The 21923-nt window shown below is 60.2% G+C and carries 19 protein-coding genes and 1 tRNA gene; 9 read left to right on the forward strand and 11 right to left on the reverse strand.

Annotated features, from left to right (window positions below; all coding sequences use genetic code 11):
- Nucleotides 1–153: 153 nt before the first annotated feature.
- The gene (locus ACI1V7_RS00135; RefSeq protein ID WP_404529773.1) at nucleotides 154–954 is read left to right on the forward strand and encodes a hypothetical protein; all 801 of its coding nucleotides are present in this window, start codon (nucleotides 154–156) and stop codon (nucleotides 952–954) included.
- Between the two features lie 283 nt (nucleotides 955–1237).
- On the opposite strand, the gene ACI1V7_RS00140 is transcribed toward ACI1V7_RS00135, so the two are convergent.
- The 3 genes from ACI1V7_RS00140 to ACI1V7_RS00150 form a co-directional block, all read right to left on the reverse strand.
- Nucleotides 1238–1741 carry a DUF6998 domain-containing protein gene (locus tag ACI1V7_RS00140; RefSeq protein ID WP_404529774.1) on the reverse strand — a complete coding sequence of 168 codons (504 nt, stop codon included), beginning with the start codon at nucleotides 1739–1741 and terminating at the stop codon, nucleotides 1238–1240.
- A 295-nt stretch (nucleotides 1742–2036) separates the two neighbouring features.
- A complete protein-coding gene (locus ACI1V7_RS00145; protein ID WP_404529775.1) occupies nucleotides 2037–3809 on the reverse strand; it encodes an anti-phage dCTP deaminase in 1773 nt (590 codons plus the stop codon).
- Between the two features lie 344 nt (nucleotides 3810–4153).
- On the reverse strand, nucleotides 4154–5434 hold the full coding sequence (locus ACI1V7_RS00150; RefSeq protein WP_404529776.1) for a DNA adenine methylase: 1281 nt from the start codon (nucleotides 5432–5434) through the stop codon (nucleotides 4154–4156).
- Between the two features lie 94 nt (nucleotides 5435–5528).
- Here ACI1V7_RS00150 and ACI1V7_RS00155 point away from each other — a divergent pair, with 94 nt between their 5' ends.
- Entirely contained in the window at nucleotides 5529–6155 is a 627-nt protein-coding gene (locus ACI1V7_RS00155) for a BglII/BstYI family type II restriction endonuclease (RefSeq protein WP_404529777.1), read from the forward strand.
- A 192-nt stretch (nucleotides 6156–6347) separates the two neighbouring features.
- Here the strand turns inward: ACI1V7_RS00155 and ACI1V7_RS00160 are convergent.
- From ACI1V7_RS00160 to ACI1V7_RS00175, 4 genes are all read right to left on the reverse strand, one after another.
- Nucleotides 6348–6423, reverse strand: a tRNA-Lys gene (locus ACI1V7_RS00160).
- Between the two features lie 66 nt (nucleotides 6424–6489).
- Nucleotides 6490–8280, reverse strand: a complete 1791-nt coding sequence (tfpB, locus tag ACI1V7_RS00165; protein ID WP_404529778.1) for a type IV pilus assembly ATPase TfpB — start codon at nucleotides 8278–8280, stop codon at nucleotides 6490–6492.
- Between the two features lie 11 nt (nucleotides 8281–8291).
- The gene (locus ACI1V7_RS00170) at nucleotides 8292–9080 is read right to left on the reverse strand and encodes a spermine/spermidine synthase domain-containing protein (protein ID WP_404529779.1); all 789 of its coding nucleotides are present in this window, start codon (nucleotides 9078–9080) and stop codon (nucleotides 8292–8294) included.
- A gap of 119 nt (nucleotides 9081–9199) precedes the next feature.
- Entirely contained in the window at nucleotides 9200–9721 is a 522-nt protein-coding gene (locus ACI1V7_RS00175) for a glycine zipper 2TM domain-containing protein (RefSeq protein ID WP_404529780.1), read from the reverse strand.
- Nucleotides 9722–10107: 386 nt separating this feature from the next.
- On the opposite strand from ACI1V7_RS00175, the gene ACI1V7_RS00180 reads away from it, so the two are divergent.
- The 5 genes from ACI1V7_RS00180 (at nucleotide 10108) to ACI1V7_RS00200 (ending at nucleotide 15355) form a co-directional block, all read left to right on the forward strand.
- On the forward strand, nucleotides 10108–10557 hold the full coding sequence (locus ACI1V7_RS00180) for a barstar family protein (RefSeq protein WP_404529781.1): 450 nt from the start codon (nucleotides 10108–10110) through the stop codon (nucleotides 10555–10557).
- Between the two features lie 164 nt (nucleotides 10558–10721).
- A complete protein-coding gene (gene purN / locus ACI1V7_RS00185) occupies nucleotides 10722–11339 on the forward strand; it encodes a phosphoribosylglycinamide formyltransferase (RefSeq protein ID WP_404529782.1) in 618 nt (205 codons plus the stop codon).
- Nucleotides 11340–11355: 16 nt separating this feature from the next.
- Nucleotides 11356–12651 carry an RsmB/NOP family class I SAM-dependent RNA methyltransferase gene (locus ACI1V7_RS00190; protein WP_404529783.1) on the forward strand — a complete coding sequence of 432 codons (1296 nt, stop codon included), beginning with the start codon at nucleotides 11356–11358 and terminating at the stop codon, nucleotides 12649–12651.
- A gap of 9 nt (nucleotides 12652–12660) precedes the next feature.
- Complete coding sequence (locus tag ACI1V7_RS00195) at nucleotides 12661–14010, forward strand: mechanosensitive ion channel family protein (protein ID WP_404529784.1); 1350 nt, start codon at nucleotides 12661–12663, stop codon at nucleotides 14008–14010.
- 133 nt (nucleotides 14011–14143) lie between these two features.
- Nucleotides 14144–15355 carry a DesA family fatty acid desaturase gene (locus tag ACI1V7_RS00200; protein ID WP_404529785.1) on the forward strand — a complete coding sequence of 404 codons (1212 nt, stop codon included), beginning with the start codon at nucleotides 14144–14146 and terminating at the stop codon, nucleotides 15353–15355.
- A 198-nt stretch (nucleotides 15356–15553) separates the two neighbouring features.
- On the opposite strand, the gene rpmG is transcribed toward ACI1V7_RS00200, so the two are convergent.
- Complete coding sequence (gene rpmG, locus ACI1V7_RS00205; RefSeq protein ID WP_078034102.1) at nucleotides 15554–15721, reverse strand: 50S ribosomal protein L33; 168 nt, start codon at nucleotides 15719–15721, stop codon at nucleotides 15554–15556.
- 13 nt (nucleotides 15722–15734) lie between these two features.
- The gene (gene rpmB, locus ACI1V7_RS00210) at nucleotides 15735–15971 is read right to left on the reverse strand and encodes a 50S ribosomal protein L28 (RefSeq protein ID WP_025511730.1); all 237 of its coding nucleotides are present in this window, start codon (nucleotides 15969–15971) and stop codon (nucleotides 15735–15737) included.
- Nucleotides 15972–16307: 336 nt separating this feature from the next.
- Here rpmB and ACI1V7_RS00215 point away from each other — a divergent pair, with 336 nt between their 5' ends.
- Both ACI1V7_RS00215 and ACI1V7_RS00220 read left to right on the forward strand, forming a co-directional pair.
- Nucleotides 16308–17837 (forward strand): ATPase domain-containing protein, encoded by a 1530-nt coding sequence (locus ACI1V7_RS00215; RefSeq protein ID WP_404529786.1) that lies wholly within the window; start codon nucleotides 16308–16310, stop codon nucleotides 17835–17837.
- A complete protein-coding gene (locus tag ACI1V7_RS00220; RefSeq protein ID WP_404529787.1) occupies nucleotides 17824–19530 on the forward strand; it encodes an ATP-binding protein in 1707 nt (568 codons plus the stop codon). Before ACI1V7_RS00215 ends, ACI1V7_RS00220 begins: the two co-directional genes overlap by 14 nt.
- On the opposite strand, the gene radC is transcribed toward ACI1V7_RS00220, so the two are convergent.
- Complete coding sequence (radC, locus tag ACI1V7_RS00225) at nucleotides 19525–20199, reverse strand: RadC family protein (RefSeq protein WP_404529788.1); 675 nt, start codon at nucleotides 20197–20199, stop codon at nucleotides 19525–19527. The two genes, ACI1V7_RS00220 and radC, sit on opposite strands and share 6 nt — an antisense overlap.
- Before the next feature lie 66 nt (nucleotides 20200–20265).
- On the reverse strand, nucleotides 20266–21759 hold the full coding sequence (locus ACI1V7_RS00230) for an FAD-dependent oxidoreductase (protein WP_404529789.1): 1494 nt from the start codon (nucleotides 21757–21759) through the stop codon (nucleotides 20266–20268).
- Between the last annotated feature and the right edge of the window lie 164 nt (nucleotides 21760–21923).

Raw genomic sequence — 21923 nt, forward strand, 5'->3', positions numbered from 1 at the left:
CGTGACGGCGCAGTCGTGCGATGTTGCTGGTAGGGAAGCCAAGGCTGAGATGTTGCGCAACGGTGGGAGAGCGAAGTTGGGCAGCAAATTCTTGCCACTGACAGATTCCGGTTGCTTTAGAATTACCTGTCAACATACTTACCGGGTAGTTAAATGGCTGAAAGTAGAGATGATTTTTCTGGACCTGTAAAGATGGCACTCGCAGGTCGTGTTGGTTGGAAGTGTTCGTTTCCAAACTGCCCTGCCACGACTGCGGGACCGGCACAAGAATCTCCTGACAAATGGATAAGAAACGGCATTGCGGCGCATATTACCGCAGCCGCACCTGGAGGGCCTCGATACGATGCGAATTTGACCCCAGAGCAGCGAAGCGACATCTCTAACGGAATATGGATGTGCCCGACTCATGGAAGTTTGATCGATAAGGAAAAAACTGCCTATAAAGCTGACGAAATTAGAGCTTGGAAGATTACTGCCGAAAGCCGCGCGACACGAGAGCTCGAATTGTCCCACTCTCATGGACACTCGAATACCGCGTCCCGGTATTCTTCAAAGGATACGGCTACCCTCGAAAAGTACAGCGAGGTGATGTCCTATAGAACAATCGAACTCATCAGGAATGAACAGTTCGGAAGTTTTGTAAGGGATTTAGTAACAAATCCGTTATACGAAATTATGGGGATGCATGAGAATCCCCGCTTCATGTTTCAAGATGTTAATTTAGAAAAGCTACGTCAATTGCTTTATTCGCAAGTCATAGACTTCTTTCGACACTTTGGTCAGCAGAGCGCGGGCGGACGAGGAGGTTATGAGTTTGTGAATATGGGCCAACTTACTCGTGCTGACCCATCAAGTCGCGGCTACTGGGAAAACTATGTAAGCGAAACTCAGAAGTTGGCAGAAAAGCTTTGTGCGACAGCGATGCAGCTGCTTGTTATTAAGGAAAACAATTAGTCGCTAGGTCATCACGGACATTGAAAAAACGTGCCGGACAACCTGAAAGCATGAGCGTATTTTAGGGGTTAGAGCTGGGGAAAAACGAGGGAAAGTTTAAATAGATCACTTGACCCCATTCGGAGCGATCGGTCCTCTTGTCAAAGAGGGGCATTTGTCATGTGCCAGACCCGATTTAGACCTGCCTAGTCAGAGAAATTTTGATGTTGGCATGCTCGACGGCGCGCAACGTGTCGTGGTGCTCATTTGCGCGATGAGACGCCCGTCACGGAGTCTTGTGGAACTATGCCGCAGCTGCTACCGGACGCGCTATGTGAGCGATCCTGTCGGAGAGTGCGACGCTCTTCGCCAGTCTGACCATCTCGGGGAGGCGGAGAACCTTCGTGCCCGACCATCCCTCGGCTGGCAGCAAGGCTCTAACTGGTGCTTCCGGACCGTTGTAGATGACTGATGCCGTGTTTGCCTCGAAATCTATCGCGAAGAAGAGAAGGTATTCGGCGCATCCTTTGCCCGGTGTGAATGCTGGGCCGGACTTCGGGTTTCCGGTCGCTTTTACCTGAACAGTCTTCCCTGAACGAGTCACGGCATCGACGCCTCCGGTACGCTTCTTCGGAGGTTTCAGATCGAAGTGGTCGAGAGCCAATGCTTCGGCGATATCGCCTACTAGGCGGCCATCGAGCGTGAATTTCAGGCCGGTAGCTTCGTAGTGCTTCGCAAGGGCCTGTTGTGCTACCCAGAGGTCCCTGATGACCTCTGGCAACTTCAGCGTAATGACCGTGTCGGACATAAGTCTTTCCTCGTTGTTAAATGGTTGGCTGATCTGACCTATGCTGACGTGTGATCGGCTGAACTGTGATTTCGGGCGGACAGCGGCCTTGCCACACTGGCATATTTCCGATATTAGTGCGCACGACGATCATCTGCACACCCTGCACACCGGATTCAGACGGAGTCGGCTTGTCGGTTACGCCGAGCAATAGGGGATGCCCTTTGCTCGACGTATGATCTACTACAAAGTAGATTCCGAAATGCACCAACCTTAACAGTCTTCGTTTTACCAAATAAAACGCTTAATCCTTACATTAAACTGATGCATTCCATAAGTCGACCGCTGCCCTCTCAATATCCAGATACGAATGCGGAAGTAGCGGCGTACGGATGACTGCATTGTCTTTAGACCATTCGATCGTATTGCCCTGCTTGCTTTTTCTTTTCAATTTTGATCCCGATCCGAGATTCATAGAGAAAAGGTCCAAGAAGCGTCGAGGACCTACGCCGATGAATGGTTCAAATGTGACCATAGTTGGATCAGGTTTTTCTTCAGGTTGAGTTTTTAGATGGATAGACTCAGAATGGAAGTCTAGAGCGCGGCTTTTTGGATAAGGTTCAACGTAAACTACGCGGTTGATACCTGCGGCAATAATATGTTTCGCGCAGTTGTGACATGGAAATGTCGTACAGTATAAAATCGCGCCAGATGTTGGGATGCCTGCGCGCCCGCACGACAATAATGCTTCCATTTCAGCATGAACGACTCGACCAAACTCTGTGAGATCGGAAATCTTGCTGTTCCTCAAAACCTCTTTAAGCCTGTCAGATTTATCGCCAGGAACTAGCCCTTCTTGTAGGGCTGAGGCCGCTATTTCTTCGATAATTTCAATTTGTGTTCGCTTATTTGAATCCTCTTCGCGCGTATAGTCTTTCCCATCATCTTGGTCCTTGACTTTGCCTGTATCAGGATCAATCTCAGCCCAGTAGAGCCCGCCGCCAGAGCGAGGAACATCGTTTGCTCCAGTCGCAATTATCTGGTGATCCTTTGATATTACTGATCCAACCTGGCGAGACAAATCACTCGATCTGACTGAGCTATTGAACGCCATAAACATCGAAAATTCGTCGAACGTTGGGTTTTGATAAGGATGGGAGAAGATGAGTTCTAGAAAGCGTTGAATTGTGTTTTTAACTTGGTCGCTATTTCTTCCAAGATTCAGAAAGAAGTCTGACAAATGAAAAGTGTCTCGGGTCTTTTGGCCGTGATCGATGCTTTCGTCTTCATCAATCTTTATTAGTAAATCTGCGTCGGTCGAGGTGCACCCTTTGTCCTCTGTTAAGAAATGATGTCGTCGTTTCACATCAGCATGAATGCCGAAAAGGTAGAAGCCGTCACCATAAACCTTTCGCAAGAAAGTTACTTCATCTGGGTGTTTTAAAGAGTTTACTATATACGCTTTTTTGATACTGGTTGCCTTGCTGGTCCTTTTTTCTGCAATTAACTTAGCTGCGCCTGCCGCAAGTATCGCGTTATTTCCTGATTTTTCGCGTAGTTTATCTCCGGCATTCATATAGTGTCTAATACGGTCGTACTCGCTTCCGTCGTCTCCGTACGCGGGAAGGATCTGCGAAACCCGGATTTCTTCAGTTGAATACCCAAATCCTTTGAGGCGATCCTTTAAAGGCTCAGTAACTAACTTCGACTCTGTGCCCACCGCACTAACTATACCGATAATAATTTCGCTAGTATTAATGCCGTGGAGCAAATATTGCGTTTCTAGTGAAACGCTTTGAGCGCTGGATAAAATCACTTCCGTCGGAGTTTCTTTTACGTCATCCGTTGGAATATTCGTAACGCCTTCTGGTTGGTCCGGATAAAGAATCTTAAGAGTGTCTGCTTCGAGTCTTTCTTTTGCGCCCAACTTTCCTTGAAACTGGAGGCTTCCTGTCGAAACGAACCAACTTAGTACGGCGCCCTCGCGGCGTAAAACCTTCTTATTAGTTTGAGACTCGTCCCAATCACTCCCGATTGATGTCAATGCAGCTTTTAGTTGGTCGAAGCTTCCAGTGTATTTCCGGCTCATATAACCTCTCTCAGTGACATTGCAAGGCGCTCAATTCAACGACTACTACGAAATTCTGCTAGATTATTGGTCTCTTGGCAATATGTACGGTAAAAAGAATAAGTTCCTTTGTTATTTGTGTCTTGAGATTCAGTGAAATTCGATGGAAATTTTACATTTGCTGCGCATGGTAGGTGCAGATGACGTTTCTCAGTTGTAACGCTTCTGCATTGGGATAGCTCTGTCGCAGCTGGAAAAAGAGGAGCTAATTATACTCTAGGCTTCTTTCTTGGTAGAGGAGCGGAGGGGGAAGAAAAAAGCCCATGAATCAATAAATTCATGGGCTTGCGATTACAATTATTAGATTATTTTTTTCTTGCCATAATAAGTGATTCACGAACGGTTCGCGATCGATCCTCACGTCTTCCCATAGTCATATGAGTATGGGACATATGATCGAACCAGACATCATACGTTTCGCCGAAAGTAGCTTCCGCAAGCTGCATTAACTCGTCAATGTTAATCATTCCGGTGTTGGAATACGAAAGCAAAAGATCGCTGTCTGATTTTTTAACTCCATCGAAAAGATCGATAAAAGCCTGCTTAACTTTTGTTTTAATGCAAAAAGGCGATTGATGACGACCTACCCTATACCGACCTTTGACAATCTTATTTCCAACGTGCTGAATTTCAGGATAGTCGTACTTTACAATGGTTTCCATTGCATGGTAGAAGCGGCTGTAGTGAACGAACGCGTAAGGGGGGTCAGCATACACAACTGAAGGCGGAATGCTTGCCAAGCAGTCGCGATAGTCCATTGAAACCATCTCATGCTCGAGGTCTATTACATTTTGCAAATTCCATTCTAATAGCAAATCAAATTTCCGTTTGAATATCGATGGAAGCGATGCGTTCCGATACTTGTTAATATCGGCCATTCCCTTTATGTTTTTTGCATCGCGGTATTGCGCAAAGTGTCCAGTGCCTTGGCTAGTATATGCCATGGAATGCATCAGGCACGTAAGGCCGAAATCAAAATCAGACTTTTCAATTTTTCCTTTTGCGAGAAGGTCGTCTAAGACTTCACGAATTGCATCAATCCACACACACTGCTCTGCACTCCACCATGTCCCGGAGTAGACTCTTGTAAATAAATGGTGCGAATGACTAAAATCTCGATTCAATAAATCACGGTTAGCGCGCTCAACTTTATTGAATTCATCGAGTGTGGTGTTGGGTGTATACTGAGTTCCTTTTGGAATTAACGCTAGGTTTGCCCCTGCTATTTTTGACGCTAGAGCGATAATGTCAAAATTCCCGATTTTTTCAGCCCGCTTCAGATAAATACTTGAAATAACGGCTGAATATTCCTGTATGTCATTGGAGATAACCTTGCTGACATGCCCGAATCCGCCCGAGATTGCACATGCACCAGCAAACAAGTCAACAAATGGTCGGCCATCTGCATGCACCTTAGCGAGCTCGGACCCGATGAAACCGAGGATAGCTGCCTTAGACCCCATGTATTTGATGACTTGAGGATACCTGCGAGGCTCGTACCGGCCTTTAACGTCATCGCTGGTACTTTGCTCTTCGGAGAAGGTTGCATCTTTGATATTTTTTAGTGTTGCAAATTCGTCATTCATTTTCACCTCTTCAACCTATCGATTTTACAGGATGCTGGATCTTTTAGGCAATTTATGATATTACGTTCTGACAACAATTTGTCAGGACCGACATATGGCTTTAAGCTGCTTGCCACAATTTATTCACGATCATTACGAAATTCACGAGTGGAACCATGCCACGGCAATTCTCCAAGGAGACTTCCCCGAGGAGCTCGCGGATATTTGTGAAATTTTGACAAACTTTCGCTTAAGAAAAAGTCACATCGTGGCGCCAGGCGGACGCAAATCGCTTATTGCTGAGGAACTGGACGGTGCGTTCTACGAAAGACTGTGGTGTGAGCGTAAATTTGATACCAGGCAACAGGTCGATGGCATTGAGCGACTGACGCCTACGCATTCGATTGATTGCTTTAAAAACAAAATTGGTGTCGAGATTGAATGGAACAACAAGGATCCATTTTTCGATCGAGACCTGAACAACTTCCGTTTGTTGTTTGATTTGAAAGCTTTGAGTGTTGGGGTGATCATCACGCGATGTACCCATCTGCAGGACACGTTTGCGCAGTTTGGCAAGAAGGAGTCCTACGGGTCGTCGACAACTCACTTTAACAAGCTGAGACCGCGAATCGACGGTGCAGGTTCAGGCGGATGTCCAGTGCTTGCGTTCGGCATCAGCGATCGCCTCTTGGTTGACGATACGGTACCAGTACCGCCGATCTACCCTTACTATCCCTCTTGACCTGGAGCTGCGTTTAGCTTCGTAAGTTGGACCGTGAGTCGTCACCCTCTAGGTTTCGGTCTGCCTAGCTCGAACGTGAGCTTCGATGACACTACGGCCCAGATGAAAGCGAACGCTTTCCGAAGCGACCAGAGAGGGACCAGAAAAGCAAAAAGCCCACGAACCGAAATTCGTGGGCTTCTTGGAAATACTTGGTAGGCCGTGCGGGATTCGAACCTGCGACCAACGGATTAAAAGTCCGCTGCTCTACCAACTGAGCTAACGACCCGAAGAAGGCACGCATTATAGCGGGTGATGCCGGTTTGCGCCAGGGCTGATACAAAAATAAATGCGATTACACCAGTGCCGCCGTCACTTTCAGCACTTCCTCGGCCGTCGTCACCCCTTCCGCCACCTTCAGCGCGCCGGCGATGCGCAGCGGCTTCATGCCGTCGGCCACGCTCTGGCGGCGCAGCGCGCCGATGTCCGTCTCTTCCTGGATCAGCCGGGAAAACCCTTCCGTGACAACGGCCAGCTCGTACAGGCCGGTGCGGCCGCGGAAACCCGTCTGGCGGCATTCCGGGCAGCCGATGGGGCGGTAGACGGTCTGCGGCCTGGGCATGTTCCAGCTGCCGCCGATATTGTTCCAGACGTCGTCGTTGAGTTCCCCGTCCGGCGCCTTGCACTGGGGGCACAGCGTGCGCACCAGGCGCTGGGCCATGATACCGATGAGGGTCGCTTCCAGCAGGTAGTAGGGCACGCCCAGCTCCAGCAGGCGCATCACGGCCGACGGCGCGTCGTTGGTGTGCAGCGTGGACAGCACCAGGTGGCCCGTCAGCGCGGCCTGGATCGCCATCTCGGCCGTCTCCAGGTCGCGGATCTCGCCGATCATGACGATGTCCGGGTCCTGGCGCATCAGCGCGCGCACGCCGTCGGCGAACGACAAGTCGATGCCCGGCTGGACCTGCATCTGGTTGAACGACGCCTCGACCATCTCGATCGGGTCTTCCACCGTGCAGACGTTCACTTCGCTGGTCGCGAGCGCCTTCAGGGTCGTGTACAGCGTGGTCGTCTTGCCCGACCCGGTGGGCCCCGTGACGAGGATGATGCCGTGCGGGCGGCGCGTGAGCGCGTCCCAGCGCGTGGCGTCGTCGGGCGGGAAGCCCAGCTCCGGGAGCGTTTTCACGACCACTTCCGGGTCGAAGATGCGCATCACGAGCTTTTCGCCGAAGGCGGTGGGCATCGTCGACAGGCGCAGCTCGACTTCCTGGCCTGCGTGCGTCCGGGTCTTGATCCGGCCATCCTGCGGCCGCCGTTTCTCGATGACGTCCATGCGGCCCAGCAGCTTGATGCGTGCCGTCATCGCCAGCATGACGACGGCCGGCACCTGGTAGACCTGGTGCAGCACGCCGTCGATGCGGAAGCGGATCACGCCGGACTCGCGCTTCGGTTCCAGGTGGATGTCGGAAGCGCGCTGCTCGAAGGCATAGCCCCACAGCCAGTCGACGATGTTGACGATGTGCTGGTCGTTGGCATCGACCTGGCGGTTGGCCTTGCCCAGTTCGACCAGCTGCTCGAAGTTGTTGCGCAGCGCGAGGTCCTGGCCGCTGGCCTTGTTGGCGTCGCGGATCGACTTGGCCAGGCTGAAGAACTGCGAGATGTACTGGGCGATGTCGAGCGGATTGGCGATCACCAGGTCGATGCGGCGGCGCGAGATGCGCGCGATCTCGTCCTGCCACTCGGTGCGGAACGGGTCGGCCGTCGCCACCACCAGCGCGTCCGGTTTCAGTTCCACCGGCAGGATGTTGAAGCGCGCCGCATAGCTGGCCGACATCACGTCGGCGACCTTGGTGAAGTCGATCCTGAGCGGGTCGATGCGCAGCCAGGGCAGCTTCACCTTCCCGGCGCACCATTCGCTGAGCACGTCCAGCGTCAGCAGCCGGTGCGGCGCCCTGGCCGAGACGATCTTGCACTGGGCGACGGCGGTGAGGGGATGCATGGAGCCCACCGCATTCTTGAGGATGCCCTGGGCTTGCGCGAAGTGCGGCTTGACCGTCGATTTCTCGACGATGCCGTCGGCCAGCAGCCAGGAAAAGATGGTCTGCAGGTCGAGCTTTTGCACGGGGGGCTTGGCGGCGGTCTGCATGGTGGCGGCCTTCAGGATTTGCCGGCGGCCTGGATGCCTTTGACCCAGGACTTGGCGGGCAGCTTTGTGTCGGCCACGATCTGCGCGGCGCGCGCGGCCAGGCGGGCCGGGTCGAGGTCGGGCGCCGTCTTGAAGCACAGGGCGACCACGTTGCCGTCGTGGACCTCGGGCAGGCAGATCACGTGGGCAAAGGCGAAGCGCATCGCCTTGATGTTCTTCGCGAAGCTCGGGTGGTCGCCGAACAGGTTGACGGTCATGACGCCGCCATCGACGAGGCAATCGTTGCACGCTTTATAAAATTCGGGCGTGTCGAGCACGGGGCCGCGCGCGGTGGCGTCGTACAGGTCGCACTGCAGCACGTCGAAGGCATCGTGGTTGGCCGCGTCCAGCACGAAGTCCAGCGCGTCCGTCTCGATCACGTGCAGGCGCTCGTCGTCGTCCGGCAGCTTGAACATCGAGCGGCAGATCGCGATGACGGACGGGTTCAGCTCGACGGCCGTGACGGTCGCCTCGGGGAACAGGCGGTAGGTCGCCTTGGTCAGCGAGGCGGCGCCCAGGCCCAGTTGCGCGATGGCCCGGGGTTGTTCGATGAACAGCATCCACGCCATCATCTGCTGGGCGTATTCGAGCTCGGGCCAGTCGGGCTTGCGGATGCGCATGGCACCCTGTACCCATTCGGTACCGAAGTGGAGATAGCGGACGCCGTCCTGTTCGGACAGGGTGACGGGGGCGAACTTGGGCTTGCGGGCGGGGCGGCGCGAGGATTCGGCCAGTTCGATGGATTTGCGTTTGATGAGCATAGGGCGACCTGAGGGGAACGTCCTATTATCGTTGGACCGGCTTCCCCGGTGCAAGCACCGGGAAAGCCGAGGGCGCGGCGAAGAGGAGGGGGACCGCGCCCGTAAAAGCGGAAAGCTGCTTACTGGTACTGGACCGGGTCGACCGACACGCGCAGGCGCACGCGGTTGCCCGGGTCGCGGTCCATCACGGTGGTGTAGGTGTGGCCGCGGTAGTCGTAGGTCACGTCGTAGCCGTTGGTGCGGGTCTCGACGGCGTCGACGGTGCGGCATTTCTGCACAGCCTGTTCCTGCACGCCGTTGCCGTACTGGCGGCCGTCGTTGTCGACGTGGTCGCCGACCATGCCGCCGGCGATGGCGCCCGCTGCCGCTGCCGCCACCTTACCGTTGCCGCTGCCGACCTGGCTGCCCAGCAGGGCGCCGGCGATGCCGCCGATCACGGTACCGGCCTGGCTGCGCTGCTGCTGCACGGGTACCTGCACGTAGTCGGTGCGGCATTCCTGGCGCGGGCTGCGGATCTGCTCGACGCGCGGCTGCACGCGGACGACCTGGCCGAAGTCCTCGAAGGCACCAGCCTGTGCCTGGGCCAGCGGCAGGGCGCAGATGCCCAAGGCGGAAACAATCAATTTGGCTTGCAGTTTCATGGTCATACCTCGATTCTGGATTCTGTATGCGTTGACGTTTGCGGTGTTGGTAAAAGGCGTTTTTTTCGCCACGATTCTATGGTAGCGCCGAAAAGCCGAAAGAAACGATCCGCGTGGCAACAAAATGTAACAGCTGGTATGCAGATGCCGCCACGGTCTTTCGGACAGTAAAAACGTCGGAAAACCGCCATGCATTTCCCTGAAAATCCGGCATTTTTTACAAATATGCCGTGCTCGGCCATATTCGGGTTGATTCCCATACCACAAAACGTTACCCTTAGGAGACTTAGGGTTTTATTGGCGCGTGGAAACGAGACCAGGAGAAAGCGAGCAAGCCCGACGCTTCCACAAGACCACGCGCTGGCGACCGGGTATTTGAGGAAAAGATGAGTTTGTTGATGAGAGTACCGCCGAATCTTGTGCAGTCGATCCGCGCCTACCGTCCTACGGAGTTGCAGAAAGAAGCGCTCCGCCTGGGCCATCATTTTCTCTATGCCCTCTGCACCAATGCCGTGACCAAGCAGCAAGTCTGCTCCCGCATCGGCGAGCAATTTTTCTTCCCCAAGCCCTGCAGCAAGAATTTCGATGCACTGCGTAATTGCCTGACCAATGTGATCGCCGACGCCGGTCCGCAACCGGGTTTCCTCGCCGTGCTCGACCAATTGCCGAATACGCAAAAATTCGACAAGGAAGCGCGCGAAACGCTGCTCGACGTGTTCCGCGACGCGGCAGAATTCTGGGCCGAGAAAAAAGTGCCGTTCCGCGTGTTTTATTCCTTCGAGGAACCGCAATCGCCCCAGTCGGTGGGATGGGTGGGCGCGCGGCCGTTCGAGTAAGCCCGATCCAGCCGTTAGCTTATAGACCGTCGTCCCTGCCTTCGCAGGGATGACGTCGAACAGCTTGGCGATGTCATCAAGTCTGCCATTCCTGCAACGTCCCAACTTTGCAGCCCCTCCGTTTCCTTGGGCCCACACCCAGCCCCGGGTTACAATACGCGATTATGAAAAATATCGTGATCCTTATTTCTGGCCGCGGCAGCAACATGGAAGCCATCGTCCGTGCGCTCGACGCCGAACGCTGGCCGGCCCGCATCGCCGCCGTGATCAGCAATAAGCCCGACGCCCAGGGCCTCGCATTCGCCCAGGCGCGCGGCATCCCGACCGCCGTCGTCCCCAACAAGGAATTCGCTACACGCGAAGCCTTCGATGCGGCGCTGCGGGAGACCATCGACGGCTTCGCGCCCGACCTGGTCGTGCTGGCCGGCTTCATGCGCATCCTGACGGCGCCGTTCGTCGAGCACTACGCCGGCCGCATGCTGAATATCCATCCTTCGCTGCTGCCGCTGTTCCCCGGACTGCACACGCACCGCCAGGCACTGGAAGCGAAGGTAACGGAGCACGGGGCGACCGTGCACTTCGTGACGGCCGAGCTGGACCATGGCCCGACCGTGCTGCAGGCGAAGATCGAGGTCTTGCCCGGCGATACCGAAGAGAGCCTGGCCCAGCGCCTGCTGGAAAAGGAACACATGATTTATCCGCAAGCGGTACGCTTGTTCGTCGAAGGCAAACTGAGCATTGACGACGGCGCAGTCCACATCGCCGCGGCCACCAGTATTTAAAAATTCAAGGAACACCATGAGATTGCCACCCGCGATTCTCGGCAATGCGGAAGAGGTATTGCGCGAGATCCTGCGCTTTACCGCCCCGGCCGACGTCACCCTGTCGCGCTACTTCAAGGACCACCCCCGCCTCGGCGGCCGCGAGCGCGGTGCCATCGCGGAGTGCATCTATGCCGTACTGCGCAATAAAACCTTCTATACGGACTTCGCCGGCGGCGCCACCATGCGCCGCCTCGTGCTGATGGGCATGGCCGACGCGATCGGCGCCGAGTCCCTCGGCGGCCTGACGGAAGAGGAAACCGCCTTCGTGGCGCGTATCCAGGAAATCGACCGCAACCTGCTGCCGCCGAAACAGCGCGCCAACCTGCCGGACTGGCTGTACGAGAAATTCGTCGCACAGTACGGCGAAGAGGAAACCCAGCAGCTGGCCGCCGTGCTGAACACGCCGGCCCCGCTCGACCTGCGCGTCAATTCGCTCAAGGCCGACCGCGAGAAAGTGATCGCCGAACTGGCGACCGCGCCGATCGTGGCCGAACCGACCCCGTACGCGCCGCTGGGCCTGCGCGTGCGCAAGAAGCCGCAGCTGCAGAACCTGCCGCTGTTCAAGGAAGGCGCGATCGAAGTCCAGGACGAAGGCAGCCAGGTGCTGGCCCAGCTGCTGGGCGCGCGCCGCGGCGAGATGGTCGTCGACTTCTGCGCGGGCGCCGGCGGCAAGACGCTGGCCATCGGCGCGATCATGCGCAATTCCGGCCGCCTGTACGCCTTCGACGTGTCGGAAAAGCGCCTGGCCAAGCTGAAGCCGCGCATGGCCCGCAGCGGCCTGTCGAACGTGCATCCGGTCGTGATCGCGCACGAGCGCGACGCCAAGGTCAAGCGCCTGGCCGGCAAGATCGACCGCGTGCTGGTCGATGCGCCGTGCTCGGGCATGGGCACGCTGCGCCGCAACCCGGACGTGAAATGGCGCCAGCAGGAAGGCGCCATCGCCGAGATGACGGAAAAGCAGGCGTCGATCCTGGACGGCGCGGCGCGCCTCGTCAAATTCGGCGGCCGCCTCGTCTACGCGACCTGCAGCCTGCTGGACGAAGAGAACGACGCCATCGTGCAGGGCTTCCTGGCCACGCACCCGGATTTCGAGCTGGTGCCGGTAAGCAAGGTGCTGGCCGAGCAGCGCATCCCGCTGGAGATGGGCGATACCCTCAAGATGCTGCCGCACAAGCACGGCACCGACGGCTTCTTTGCTGCCGTGCTGGAGCGCAAGGCAGCGCCAGCGAAGCCGGCGTCGGACGAGGCGGCCGGGGCGGACGAGGAGTAAGCACTGTCCATGCCGTTGACCAACCTGATCGGTGACCTCCTCGACGACCTGAGCCGCCCGGGCATGCCCTGGCAGATCGGGTCGATCATCGCGGCCATCCTGGTCGGGCTGGTCGTCACGCGCCTGGTGCGCGGCTGGTGGCAACGCCGCCGCGGCGTGGCCGATGGCATGCATGCCGGCGTGGAAAGCTTTGCCCGCGTGATGGCGCCGCTGCTGGTCGTGGCGCTGCTCACGCTGGCGCAATTTGTACTCAACAAATATCGCTTCCACACGAATATCGTGAAGGTGGCGATCCCCATCTTCTGGTCGCTGGCGCTGATCCGCGCCGCGTTCTACATGCTGCGGCGCGTGTTCGCGCGGCGCGGGCAGCTGGGCGAGGCCTTCGTCACGTTCGAGAAGATCTTCGTGCTGCTGGTGTGGCTGGCCGTCGTGCTGTACATCACGGGGCTGTGGCCGGACATCGCCGACTTCCTGGGCAGCTACCGGCTGCAGTACGGCCCCAAGCGCAACGATTTCGTGTCGATCGACGACCTGCTGCAAGGCATCGTCACGATCGCCGTCATGCTGATGCTGGCGCTGTGGGCCGGCACGGCGCTGGAAGAACGGCTGATGGGCATGACGGCCCTGCACAGCTCGCTGCGCGTGGCGCTGGCGCGGGTCGGCCGCGCCGTCCTGATCGTGGGCGCCGTGCTGGCCAGCCTGCGCTGGGTCGGCATCGACCTCACCGTGCTGTCCGTGTTCGGCGGCGCGCTGGGCGTCGGCCTGGGTCTCGGCATGCAGCGCATCGCCAGCAATTACGTATCCGGTTTCATCATCCTGATGGAGCGCAGCCTGTCCATCGGCGACATGATCTCGGTGACCAACTTCACCGGCAAGGTAACGCAGATCAATACGCGCTATACGGTGCTGCAGGGCCTGGATGGCGTGGAGACCGTGGTGCCGAACGAGATGCTGATCTCCGGCACCGTGCAGAACCAGTCGCTGAGCAGCCGCCGCGTGCGTGCCGGCACCAAGATCACGGTGGCCTATGGCAGCGACCTCGACGTCGTGATGCCGCTGCTGATCGCCCAGGCCGCCGTCGCCCCGCGCGTGCTGGAGGATCCGGCGCCGGGTTGCTCGCTGTCGCGCTTCGGCCCCGACGGCTATGAACTCGACCTCGGCTTCTGGATCGCCGATCCGGAGAACGGGCAGGGCGGTGTCGTGTCGGAAATCAACAAGAAGATCTATGCGCTCGTCAGCAGTGGCGAGATCAAACTCGGCTATCCGTCGGTCGATACCCGGCTGCTCGACTCCCATATCGCCACGGTTGTGGCGCGGATCGCAAAAACGCCGGAAGATTCATCGCCACCAGCACATTGATTGAGAGTGCTTATGCCGCACAGAACCGGATCCGCGTAAAATGCGTATTTGCGTCATGCAGTTTGAATGACCGTTTTTCCCTTGTGATCGTTCCACAGAAAGAACGACTTACTTTTCCTTCAGTGGAGCATCGATGAATTCTCTGAGCAATACCTGGCACGCCGTGCTGTCCTTCCTGGACGGCGGTCTGCTCGACCTCTCGGTCTGGCAGATGGTCGTGTACACGCTGGTTGTCACGCACATCACGATCGCCGGCGTCACCATCTACCTGCACCGCCACCAGGCGCACCGCGCGCTGGAACTGCACCCCATCGCCAGCCATTTCTTCCGCTTCTGGCTGTGGCTGACCACGGGCCAGGTGACCAAGGAATGGGCCGCCGTGCACCGCAAGCACCACGCCAAGTGCGAGACCGTCGACGATCCGCACAGCCCGGTGACGCACGGCATCAAGAAGGTGCTGCTCGAAGGCGCCGAACTCTACCGTGCCGAGACGAAGAACAAGGAAACCCTGGACAAGTACGGCCACGGCTGCCCGAACGACTGGATCGAGAACAAGCTCTATACCCCGTACAGCTGGCTGGGCGTGTCGCTGCTGCTGCCCTTGAGCTTCATGCTGTTCGGCGTGGCCGGCATCACGATCTGGGCCGTACAGATGCTGTGGATCCCGATCACGGCGGCCGGCATCATCAATGGCCTGGGCCACTTCTGGGGCTACCGCAACTACGATTGCAACGACGCGGCGACCAACCTGATGCCGTGGGGCATCATCATCGGCGGCGAGGAACTGCACAACAACCACCACACCTTCGCCACCTCGGCCAAGCTGTCGAGCAAGTGGTACGAGTTCGACATCGGCTACGCCTACATCCGCATGATGCAGGCCGTGGGCCTGGCCAAGGTCAAGAAGACCATCCCGAAGCCGCGCCTGGCCAAGAACAAGCCGGAAGCCGATTTCGACACGCTGCAGGCCGTCATCGCCAACCGCTACGACGTGATGGCGAAATACGCCAAGTCGGTCAAGGCAGCGTTCCGCGAAGAAGTGGAGCACCTGAAGCACAAGGCCGAGCTGGAAGCGCGTTTCCTGAAGAGCGCCCGCAAGTCGATGCAGCGCGAACCGGGCAAGCTGCTGGCGGCGCAGCAGGCCCAGCTGGTCGAGCTGTTCCAACACAGCAAGGCGCTGGAAACGATGCACCAGATGCGCGTGGAACTGGGCGCGATCTGGGAACGTTCGCATTCGACCCGCGACCAGCTGCTGCAGCAGTTGCAGGACTGGTGCGCGCGCGCCGAAGCGTCGGGCATCAAGTCGCTGCAGGAATTCTCCATGCGGCTGCGCAGCTATGCATGATCGATCGTGATCTGTGAATGAAAAACGGCTCCATGCGGAGCCGTTTTTTTTCGCCCGTCGTCCCTGCGCAGGCAGGGACCCAAGTTTCGCGCGCTGGGAAATTGGGCCCCTGCCTGCGCAGGGGTGACGGGTTTGTACGCGCCCAATAAAAAAGCCGCCAACTTCTCAGTGGCGGCTTTTTTCGACGCAAAACCAGGATTACTTGATCTTGGTTTCTTTGTACAGAACGTGCTTGCGTGCTTTCGGGTCGAATTTGGTGATTTCCATCTTCGCCGGCATGGTGCGCTTGTTCTTGGTCGTGGTGTAGAAGTGACCGGTACCTGCGGTCGATTCCAGTTTGATCTTGTCGCGGCCAGTTTTTGCCATGATGACTCCCTAGTTAGATTTTCTCGCCGCGGGCGCGCATGTCGGCCAGCACAGCGTCAATGCCCAGCTTGTCGATGACGCGCAGGCCGGCATTCGAAATACGCAGGGAGACCCAGCGGTTTTCCGATTCTACGAAAATGCGACGGTTCTGCAGGTTCGGCAGAAAACGACGCTTGGTTTTGTTGTTGGCGTGGGAGACGTTGTTGCCAACCATCGGGCCCTTGCCAGTAACTTGGCAAACACGTGCCATAGCGCACTCCTTGAGTAAACTTCCACAATTGGAAAAACGAGAGTATAGCGTGAAAACAGCAGCGTAATCAACAACTTGCGAAAAAAAATTGTTTCTCAGAAAATTCACAAGATTTAACAATCGTATTCTTTCGCAATATTTCTCTCGTAAGTTCCTGTTTACACACTGTTATTCACGGCCACCCGCACGCCGTCCAGCGTCAACTCGGCCTATAATGAACTGTGGCCTACCCAGCAATCGCACCTTCTGCTGACCGCACATCGAAGCGTTGCTCCCGCCAACATCCCATGCCGGTGGCGTTTCGGTATTTCTTTTACCAATGACTTGCCGCTATCAATGACCCAGGTTTCCAGTACACGCCGTCCCGGCCGTATTCTCACTTCCCGCATTTCCACCGGTATCGCCGGCCTCGACGACATCCTGAACGGCGGACTGACGGCCCAGCGCGTCTACCTGATCGAAGGCTCGCCGGGCGCCGGCAAGACCACGCTCGGCCTGCAATTCCTGCTCGACGGCGCCGCCCGCGGCGAACGGGGGCTGTACATCACGCTGTCGGAAACGACGGACGAGCTCGAAGCCGTGGCGGAAAGCCATGGCTGGGCCATGGACGGCATCGACATCTACGAGCTGGCCGGCGATACGGCGCTCGACCCGGAATCCCAGCAATCGATCTTCCACCCGGCCGAGGTGGAACTGGGCGAGACGACGCAGAACGTGATGGAAGAGGTCGACCGCCTCAAGCCCCTGCGCGTGGTCTTCGACAGCCTGTCCGAAATGCGGCTGCTGGCCCAGAATCCCTTGCGTTACCGCCGCCAGATCCTCGCGCTGAAACAATTTTTCACGGCGCGTGCCTGCACCGTGCTGATGCTCGACGACAAGACCGCCCAGTCGGACCAGCACCTGCACAGCATCGCCCACGGCGTCATCAGCCTGGAGCAGATCGCCAAGGAATTCGGCAAGGAACGGCGCCGCGTGAACGTCCTCAAGATGCGCGGCATCCAGTTCCGCGGCGGCTACCACGACTACGTGCTGGAGACGGGCGGCCTGCGCGTCTTCCCGCGCCTGGTGGCGGCCGAGCACACGCGTGCGTTCGCGGCGCAGATGCATTCGAGCGGCTCGCCGGGCTTCGACGAGCTGCTCGGCGGCGGCCTGGTGGCCGGCACGAATACGCTGATCGTGGGGCCGTCCGGCATCGGCAAGACCACGCTGACCGTGCGCTGTATGCTTGCCGCGCTGGAGCGCGGCGACAAGGCGGCGTTCTACCTGTTCGACGAAGGCATGGGCACCTTCTTCGCCCGCAACGCCAGCTTCGGCATGGACCTGCAGCCCTACCTCGACAACGGCCAGCTGTCGGTCCTGCACATCGACCCGGCCGAGCTCACGCCGGGTGAATTCACCCAGATGCTGCGCGACGCCGTCGAACTGCACGGCGTGAAGTTCGTCACCATCGACAGCCTGAACGCCTACCTGCAGGCGATGCCCGGAGAGCAGTACCTGACGCTGCAGATGCACGAACTGCTGTCCTACCTGAATTTGCGCGGCGTGACGACGATGCTGGTGCTGGGCCAGCATGGCCTGGTCGGCGAGGTGCGTACCGACGTCGACCTCAGCTACCTGAGCGACACCACGGTGCTGCTGCGCTTCTTCGAGGCGCAGGCCCGGGTGCGGCGCGCGCTCACCGTGATCAAGAGCCGCACGACGACCCATGCGCTGACGATCCACGAGATGCTGCTGGGCAGGGACGGCGTGCGCATCGGCGCCGCCCTCGAAGGCTTCGAGGGCGTGCTGAGCGGCGTTCCCGCCTACACCGGCCACACGCCCATGATGGGCAACCGGGTCGACCTGGGAAGCGATGGCCAGTCCTGACGCCCCCGAGCTGCGCCTGCTGGTGCTCGCGCCGCGTGGCCGCGACGCCGAGGTCATCGCTGAAGTGCTGGAACGCGAGCAGTTCGGCTGCACCGTCATGGCATCGCTGGACGCGGTGCTGGCCGGCATCGAGGAAGGCGCCGGCGCCGCCATCGTCGCCGAGGAAGCGCTCGACGACGCCGGCATCGACCGGCTGGCCGCCAGCCTGGAGCGCCAGCCGCCCTGGTCCGACTTTCCCCTGGTGCTGCTGGTGTCGCGGCCCGTCAGCCGCGACGGCATCGGCGTGCGCGGCCGGCTCGCCGAACTGGGCAACATCCTGCTGCTCGAGCGTCCGCTCAACGTGCAGACGCTGCGCAGCGCGGCCGCCTCGGCCCTGCGCGGACGGCGCCGCCAGTACCACGCGCGCGACATGGTGGTGGAGCGCGAACGCGACGCCCGCGAGCTGCGCGGCAGCCGCGAACAGCTCGTGCAGCTCAACGAGACGCTGGAGCTGCGCATCGACGAGCGCACCCGCGCGCTGGCCCAGGCTAACGACCGCCTCACCAACGAGATCATCGAACGCGAGCGGGTGCTGCAGACCGTGTCGCAGCTGCAGAAGATGGAAGCGATCGGGCGCCTGACGGGCGGCATCGCGCACGACTTCAACAACCTGCTCAATGTCGTGCAGGGCAATATGGACCTGATCATGCTGACGTCCGCGGACGAGGCGACCAGGAAGCGCGCCGGCGTGGCGCGCAACGCCTGCCAGCGCGGCGCCAAGCTGACGGGCCAGCTGCTCGCGTTCTCGCGCAACCAGAGCCTCGACCTGCGCCCCGTCCCCGTTGACGCGCTGTTCGAAGGCATCCGCGAACTGGTGGCCACCTCGGTCGGCTCCGCGATCGCGCTGCGCTTCGACCTCGACCACGCCTGCGGCGCCGTGCTGGCCGACGCGAACCAGATGGAGATGGCGCTGCTGAACCTGGCCATCAATGCCCGCGACGCCATGCCGGAAGGCGGCAGCCTGCGCTTTCACGCCGCGCGCGCCGCGCCGCCGGCAGGCCTGCTGCCGGACGGCGACTACGTGCGCATCGCCGTGTCCGACGACGGCGAGGGCATGCCGCCGGACGTGGCCGCCAAGGTATTCGAACCCTTCTTCACGACCAAGCCCGTGGGCAAGGGCACGGGCCTGGGCCTGAGCCAGGTGTACGGCATGGCGCAGCAGTCGGGCGGCGCCGCGCGCATCGTCAGCCTGCCCGGGCAGGGCACCACGGTCGAGATCTGGCTGCGCTGCGCTGCGGCGGACGAACACGATGCGGGCGCGTCCGCGGGCCTGTCCCCGCAGCCGCAGGCGCGGGTGCGCATCCTGCTGGTCGAGGACGACGACGTGGTGCGCAACTCGGTCGCGGAATCGCTGCAGGCACTGGGCCACCAGGTGGTCCAGGCGGCGGACGGCGCCGCGGCCCTGGTCGCGCTGGAACGCGAGCGTCCCGCGCTGATGATCACCGACTACCTGATGCCCGGCATGACGGGTGCCGAACTGATGCGGAAGGCGCGCGAGGTGTTCCCGCACATGCCGATGATCATCGCCACCGGCTACGCCGACATGCGCGCCATCGAGGAAATCCTCGGGGACGACCTGTTGCTGCGCAAGCCCTTCCAGCTGGCCGACCTGGCGGCCAGCGTCGACCGCGCGCTGGCCAGGGCGGCGTCATAACTGGCCGTGTTCGGCGAACGAATGCACCAGGGGCCCGGCCACGACGATGTGGTCGAGCACGCGGATGTCGACCAGTTCCAGCGCCTGCGCCAGCTGGCGCGTCAGGCCCAGGTCGGCGGCGCTCGGTTCGGCCACGCCGGACGGGTGATTGTGCGCGAGGATGACGCTGGCGGCATTGTGCGCCAGCGCCTCGATGACGACTTCGCGCGGGTACACGCTCGCATGCGTCAGCGTGCCCCGGAACAGTTCGCGGTCCGCGATCAGGCGGTTCTTCACGTCGAGGAACAGCACGACGAAGGATTCATGGCGCCGGCCGGACAGCTTCATGCGCAGGTAGCGCTTCACCAGTTCGGGCGACGCGAACGTCTCGCCGGCCTGCAATTGCTCGGCGATGGCGCGCCGGGCCAGTTCCATCACGGCCTGCAGCTGCGCATACTTGGCCATGCCCAGGCCGTGCACCTCCGTGCAATCGTCGAGCGAGGCGCCGAACAGGCCGTGCAGCGAGCCGAAGTGCTGCAGGATGTCGCGCCCCAGCTCGACGGCGCTTTTCCCGCGCACGCCCACGCGTAGCAGCAGCGCCAGCAATTCCGCGTTCGACAATGCCGCCGCTCCCTCGCGCACGAGGCGCTCGCGCGGCCGTTCTCCCTCGATCCAGTCGTTGATGCCCATGCGTTCTCCCGTTGGATGCCCGGGGTGCATTATCGGCGCGCCATGTCCAGGGATACTGATATGCGTTCAAGCGGCGAACCAGCGGGCCATGGCATCGCGCAGGCCGCCGCAATCGCCGGGTGCGTCGCTGGCCCAGGCGACGATGCCGTCGGGGCGGACCAGCAGGCAGCTGGCGCCCAGGCGCTCCGGCGCGGCCGCCGCGGCATACGCGATGCCGTATTCGCTAGCCAATGTTGCACGTGAACTAGTTCCAGAGAAATCGAGCAGGAAGCCGCGTCCCGCGCGCATCAGGGCATCGATCGCGCTGCCGTCTTCGAAGGCGAAGGCGGGCATGCCGCGGCCCGCCAGCGGGTGCGCCTGGTTCAGATCGTAGCGTTGCAGCACGCCCCAGACGCGTCCCGCGGCATACGTGGCGCCATCGCGCGTCGCCAGCAGCTCGCGCAGGACGGCGTGCAGCGCGCGCGCTCCCGGTTCCGGCGCCATCGCGGCGACCTGGGCGCGCGACCAGTCCAGCACGCGCGCGCCGGCCGGGTGCCGCTCGGCGTGGTAGCTGTCCAGCAGGCCCGGCGGCGCCTTGCCCCGGACGGTGGCGGCCAGCTTCCAGCCCAGGTTCAGCGCATCGCCGATGCCCAGGTTCAGGCCCTGGCCGCCCAGCGGAGAGTGGATGTGGGCCGCGTCGCCGGCCAGCAGCACGCGGCCGCTGCGGTACGCGACGGCCTGGCGCGCGCGGTCGGTCCACGTGGTGGCGAGGTGCAGCGCATCGATGGCGATGTCGGCGCCCGCGATGCGGCGCAGTACCTCCTCGACATGCGCGCGCGTGGGGCGTTCGCCGCTGTCATGGAAGGCGCCGCCGTCGAAGTCCTGCAGGACGAGGTAGCCCGGCTGGGACTGCAGGTACATGCCGGCCGCCGTCAGGTTGCGCCCCGGGCGCAGCTTGTCCGGATCGGCGACGTCGACGCGCACCGTATAGCCCGTGAACGCCGGTTCGGTGCCCGCGAAGCCGACGCCAATGGCCTTGCGCACCGCGCTGCGTGCCCCGTCGCAGCCGACGAGCCAGTAGGCCGCGAAGTCCGCGCCGCCGGCCGCGACGGTGACGCCATCCGCATCCTGGCGGACGCCCTCCACGGCGGCGCCGCGCCGGATGGTCACGCCGAGCGCCTGCGCGCGCCGCGCCAGCACCGTGTCGAGCGCGGCCATGTCGACCATGCGCGTGGGCGCGCCCGCATCCGGCAGGCGCCACGGCCATTGCGCGGGGTCGACGTCGTCGACGGAAAACTGGATGCCGGCGACGTGCCCGCCGGGGCGCGCACCGGGGACACCGGCGGCATGCGCGAGGGGCTGCGGCATGGCGAGCTCGTCCAGCAGGCCGCGGCGCCCGAATGCCGCGATCGTGGGCGCGTTCAAGCCGCGCAGGCCGAAGGGCGGGCGTTTCAATGGCGTGTCCGGATCGCGCTCGCGTTCCAGGACCAGGACTGCGCAGCCGGCCAGCGCCAGTTCGCAGGACAGGAACAGGCCGACGGGGCCGGCGCCGGCGACGATGACGTCGTAGTGAGGGGGCATGGTGCGGGTTTCCGGTGATGAAAACCGCACGGTACCGGGCAGCTGCAGGTCGTGGCTTGCACGAATGCGACAAACCTCACGTCGTCGTCCCTGCGAAGGCAGGGACCCAAGTTCTGCAAGCATCGCCGCACCGCCGGCAACATTGGGCCCCTGCCTTCGCAGGG

The organism is Massilia paldalensis (assembly GCF_044901715.1).
GTDB lineage: Bacteria > Pseudomonadota > Gammaproteobacteria > Burkholderiales > Burkholderiaceae_D > Telluria > Telluria paldalensis.

Coding starts and splice junctions, on each gene's coding strand:
- ACI1V7_RS00135 (WP_404529773.1), top strand. CDS start 154: ATGGCTGAAAGTAGAGATGATTTTTCTGGACCTGTAAAGATGGCACTC.
- ACI1V7_RS00140 (WP_404529774.1), bottom strand. CDS start 1,741: ATGTCCGACACGGTCATTACGCTGAAGTTGCCAGAGGTCATCAGGGAC.
- ACI1V7_RS00145 (WP_404529775.1), bottom strand. CDS start 3,809: ATGAGCCGGAAATACACTGGAAGCTTCGACCAACTAAAAGCTGCATTG.
- ACI1V7_RS00150 (WP_404529776.1), bottom strand. CDS start 5,434: ATGAATGACGAATTTGCAACACTAAAAAATATCAAAGATGCAACCTTC.
- ACI1V7_RS00155 (WP_404529777.1), top strand. CDS start 5,529: ATGGCTTTAAGCTGCTTGCCACAATTTATTCACGATCATTACGAAATT.
- tfpB (WP_404529778.1), bottom strand. CDS start 8,280: ATGCAGACCGCCGCCAAGCCCCCCGTGCAAAAGCTCGACCTGCAGACC.
- ACI1V7_RS00170 (WP_404529779.1), bottom strand. CDS start 9,080: ATGCTCATCAAACGCAAATCCATCGAACTGGCCGAATCCTCGCGCCGC.
- ACI1V7_RS00175 (WP_404529780.1), bottom strand. CDS start 9,721: ATGAAACTGCAAGCCAAATTGATTGTTTCCGCCTTGGGCATCTGCGCC.
- ACI1V7_RS00180 (WP_404529781.1), top strand. CDS start 10,108: ATGAGTTTGTTGATGAGAGTACCGCCGAATCTTGTGCAGTCGATCCGC.
- purN (WP_404529782.1), top strand. CDS start 10,722: ATGAAAAATATCGTGATCCTTATTTCTGGCCGCGGCAGCAACATGGAA.
- ACI1V7_RS00190 (WP_404529783.1), top strand. CDS start 11,356: ATGAGATTGCCACCCGCGATTCTCGGCAATGCGGAAGAGGTATTGCGC.
- ACI1V7_RS00195 (WP_404529784.1), top strand. CDS start 12,661: ATGCCGTTGACCAACCTGATCGGTGACCTCCTCGACGACCTGAGCCGC.
- ACI1V7_RS00200 (WP_404529785.1), top strand. CDS start 14,144: ATGAATTCTCTGAGCAATACCTGGCACGCCGTGCTGTCCTTCCTGGAC.
- rpmG (WP_078034102.1), bottom strand. CDS start 15,721: ATGGCAAAAACTGGCCGCGACAAGATCAAACTGGAATCGACCGCAGGT.
- rpmB (WP_025511730.1), bottom strand. CDS start 15,971: ATGGCACGTGTTTGCCAAGTTACTGGCAAGGGCCCGATGGTTGGCAAC.
- ACI1V7_RS00215 (WP_404529786.1), top strand. CDS start 16,308: ATGACCCAGGTTTCCAGTACACGCCGTCCCGGCCGTATTCTCACTTCC.
- ACI1V7_RS00220 (WP_404529787.1), top strand. CDS start 17,824: ATGGCCAGTCCTGACGCCCCCGAGCTGCGCCTGCTGGTGCTCGCGCCG.
- radC (WP_404529788.1), bottom strand. CDS start 20,199: ATGGGCATCAACGACTGGATCGAGGGAGAACGGCCGCGCGAGCGCCTC.
- ACI1V7_RS00230 (WP_404529789.1), bottom strand. CDS start 21,759: ATGCCCCCTCACTACGACGTCATCGTCGCCGGCGCCGGCCCCGTCGGC.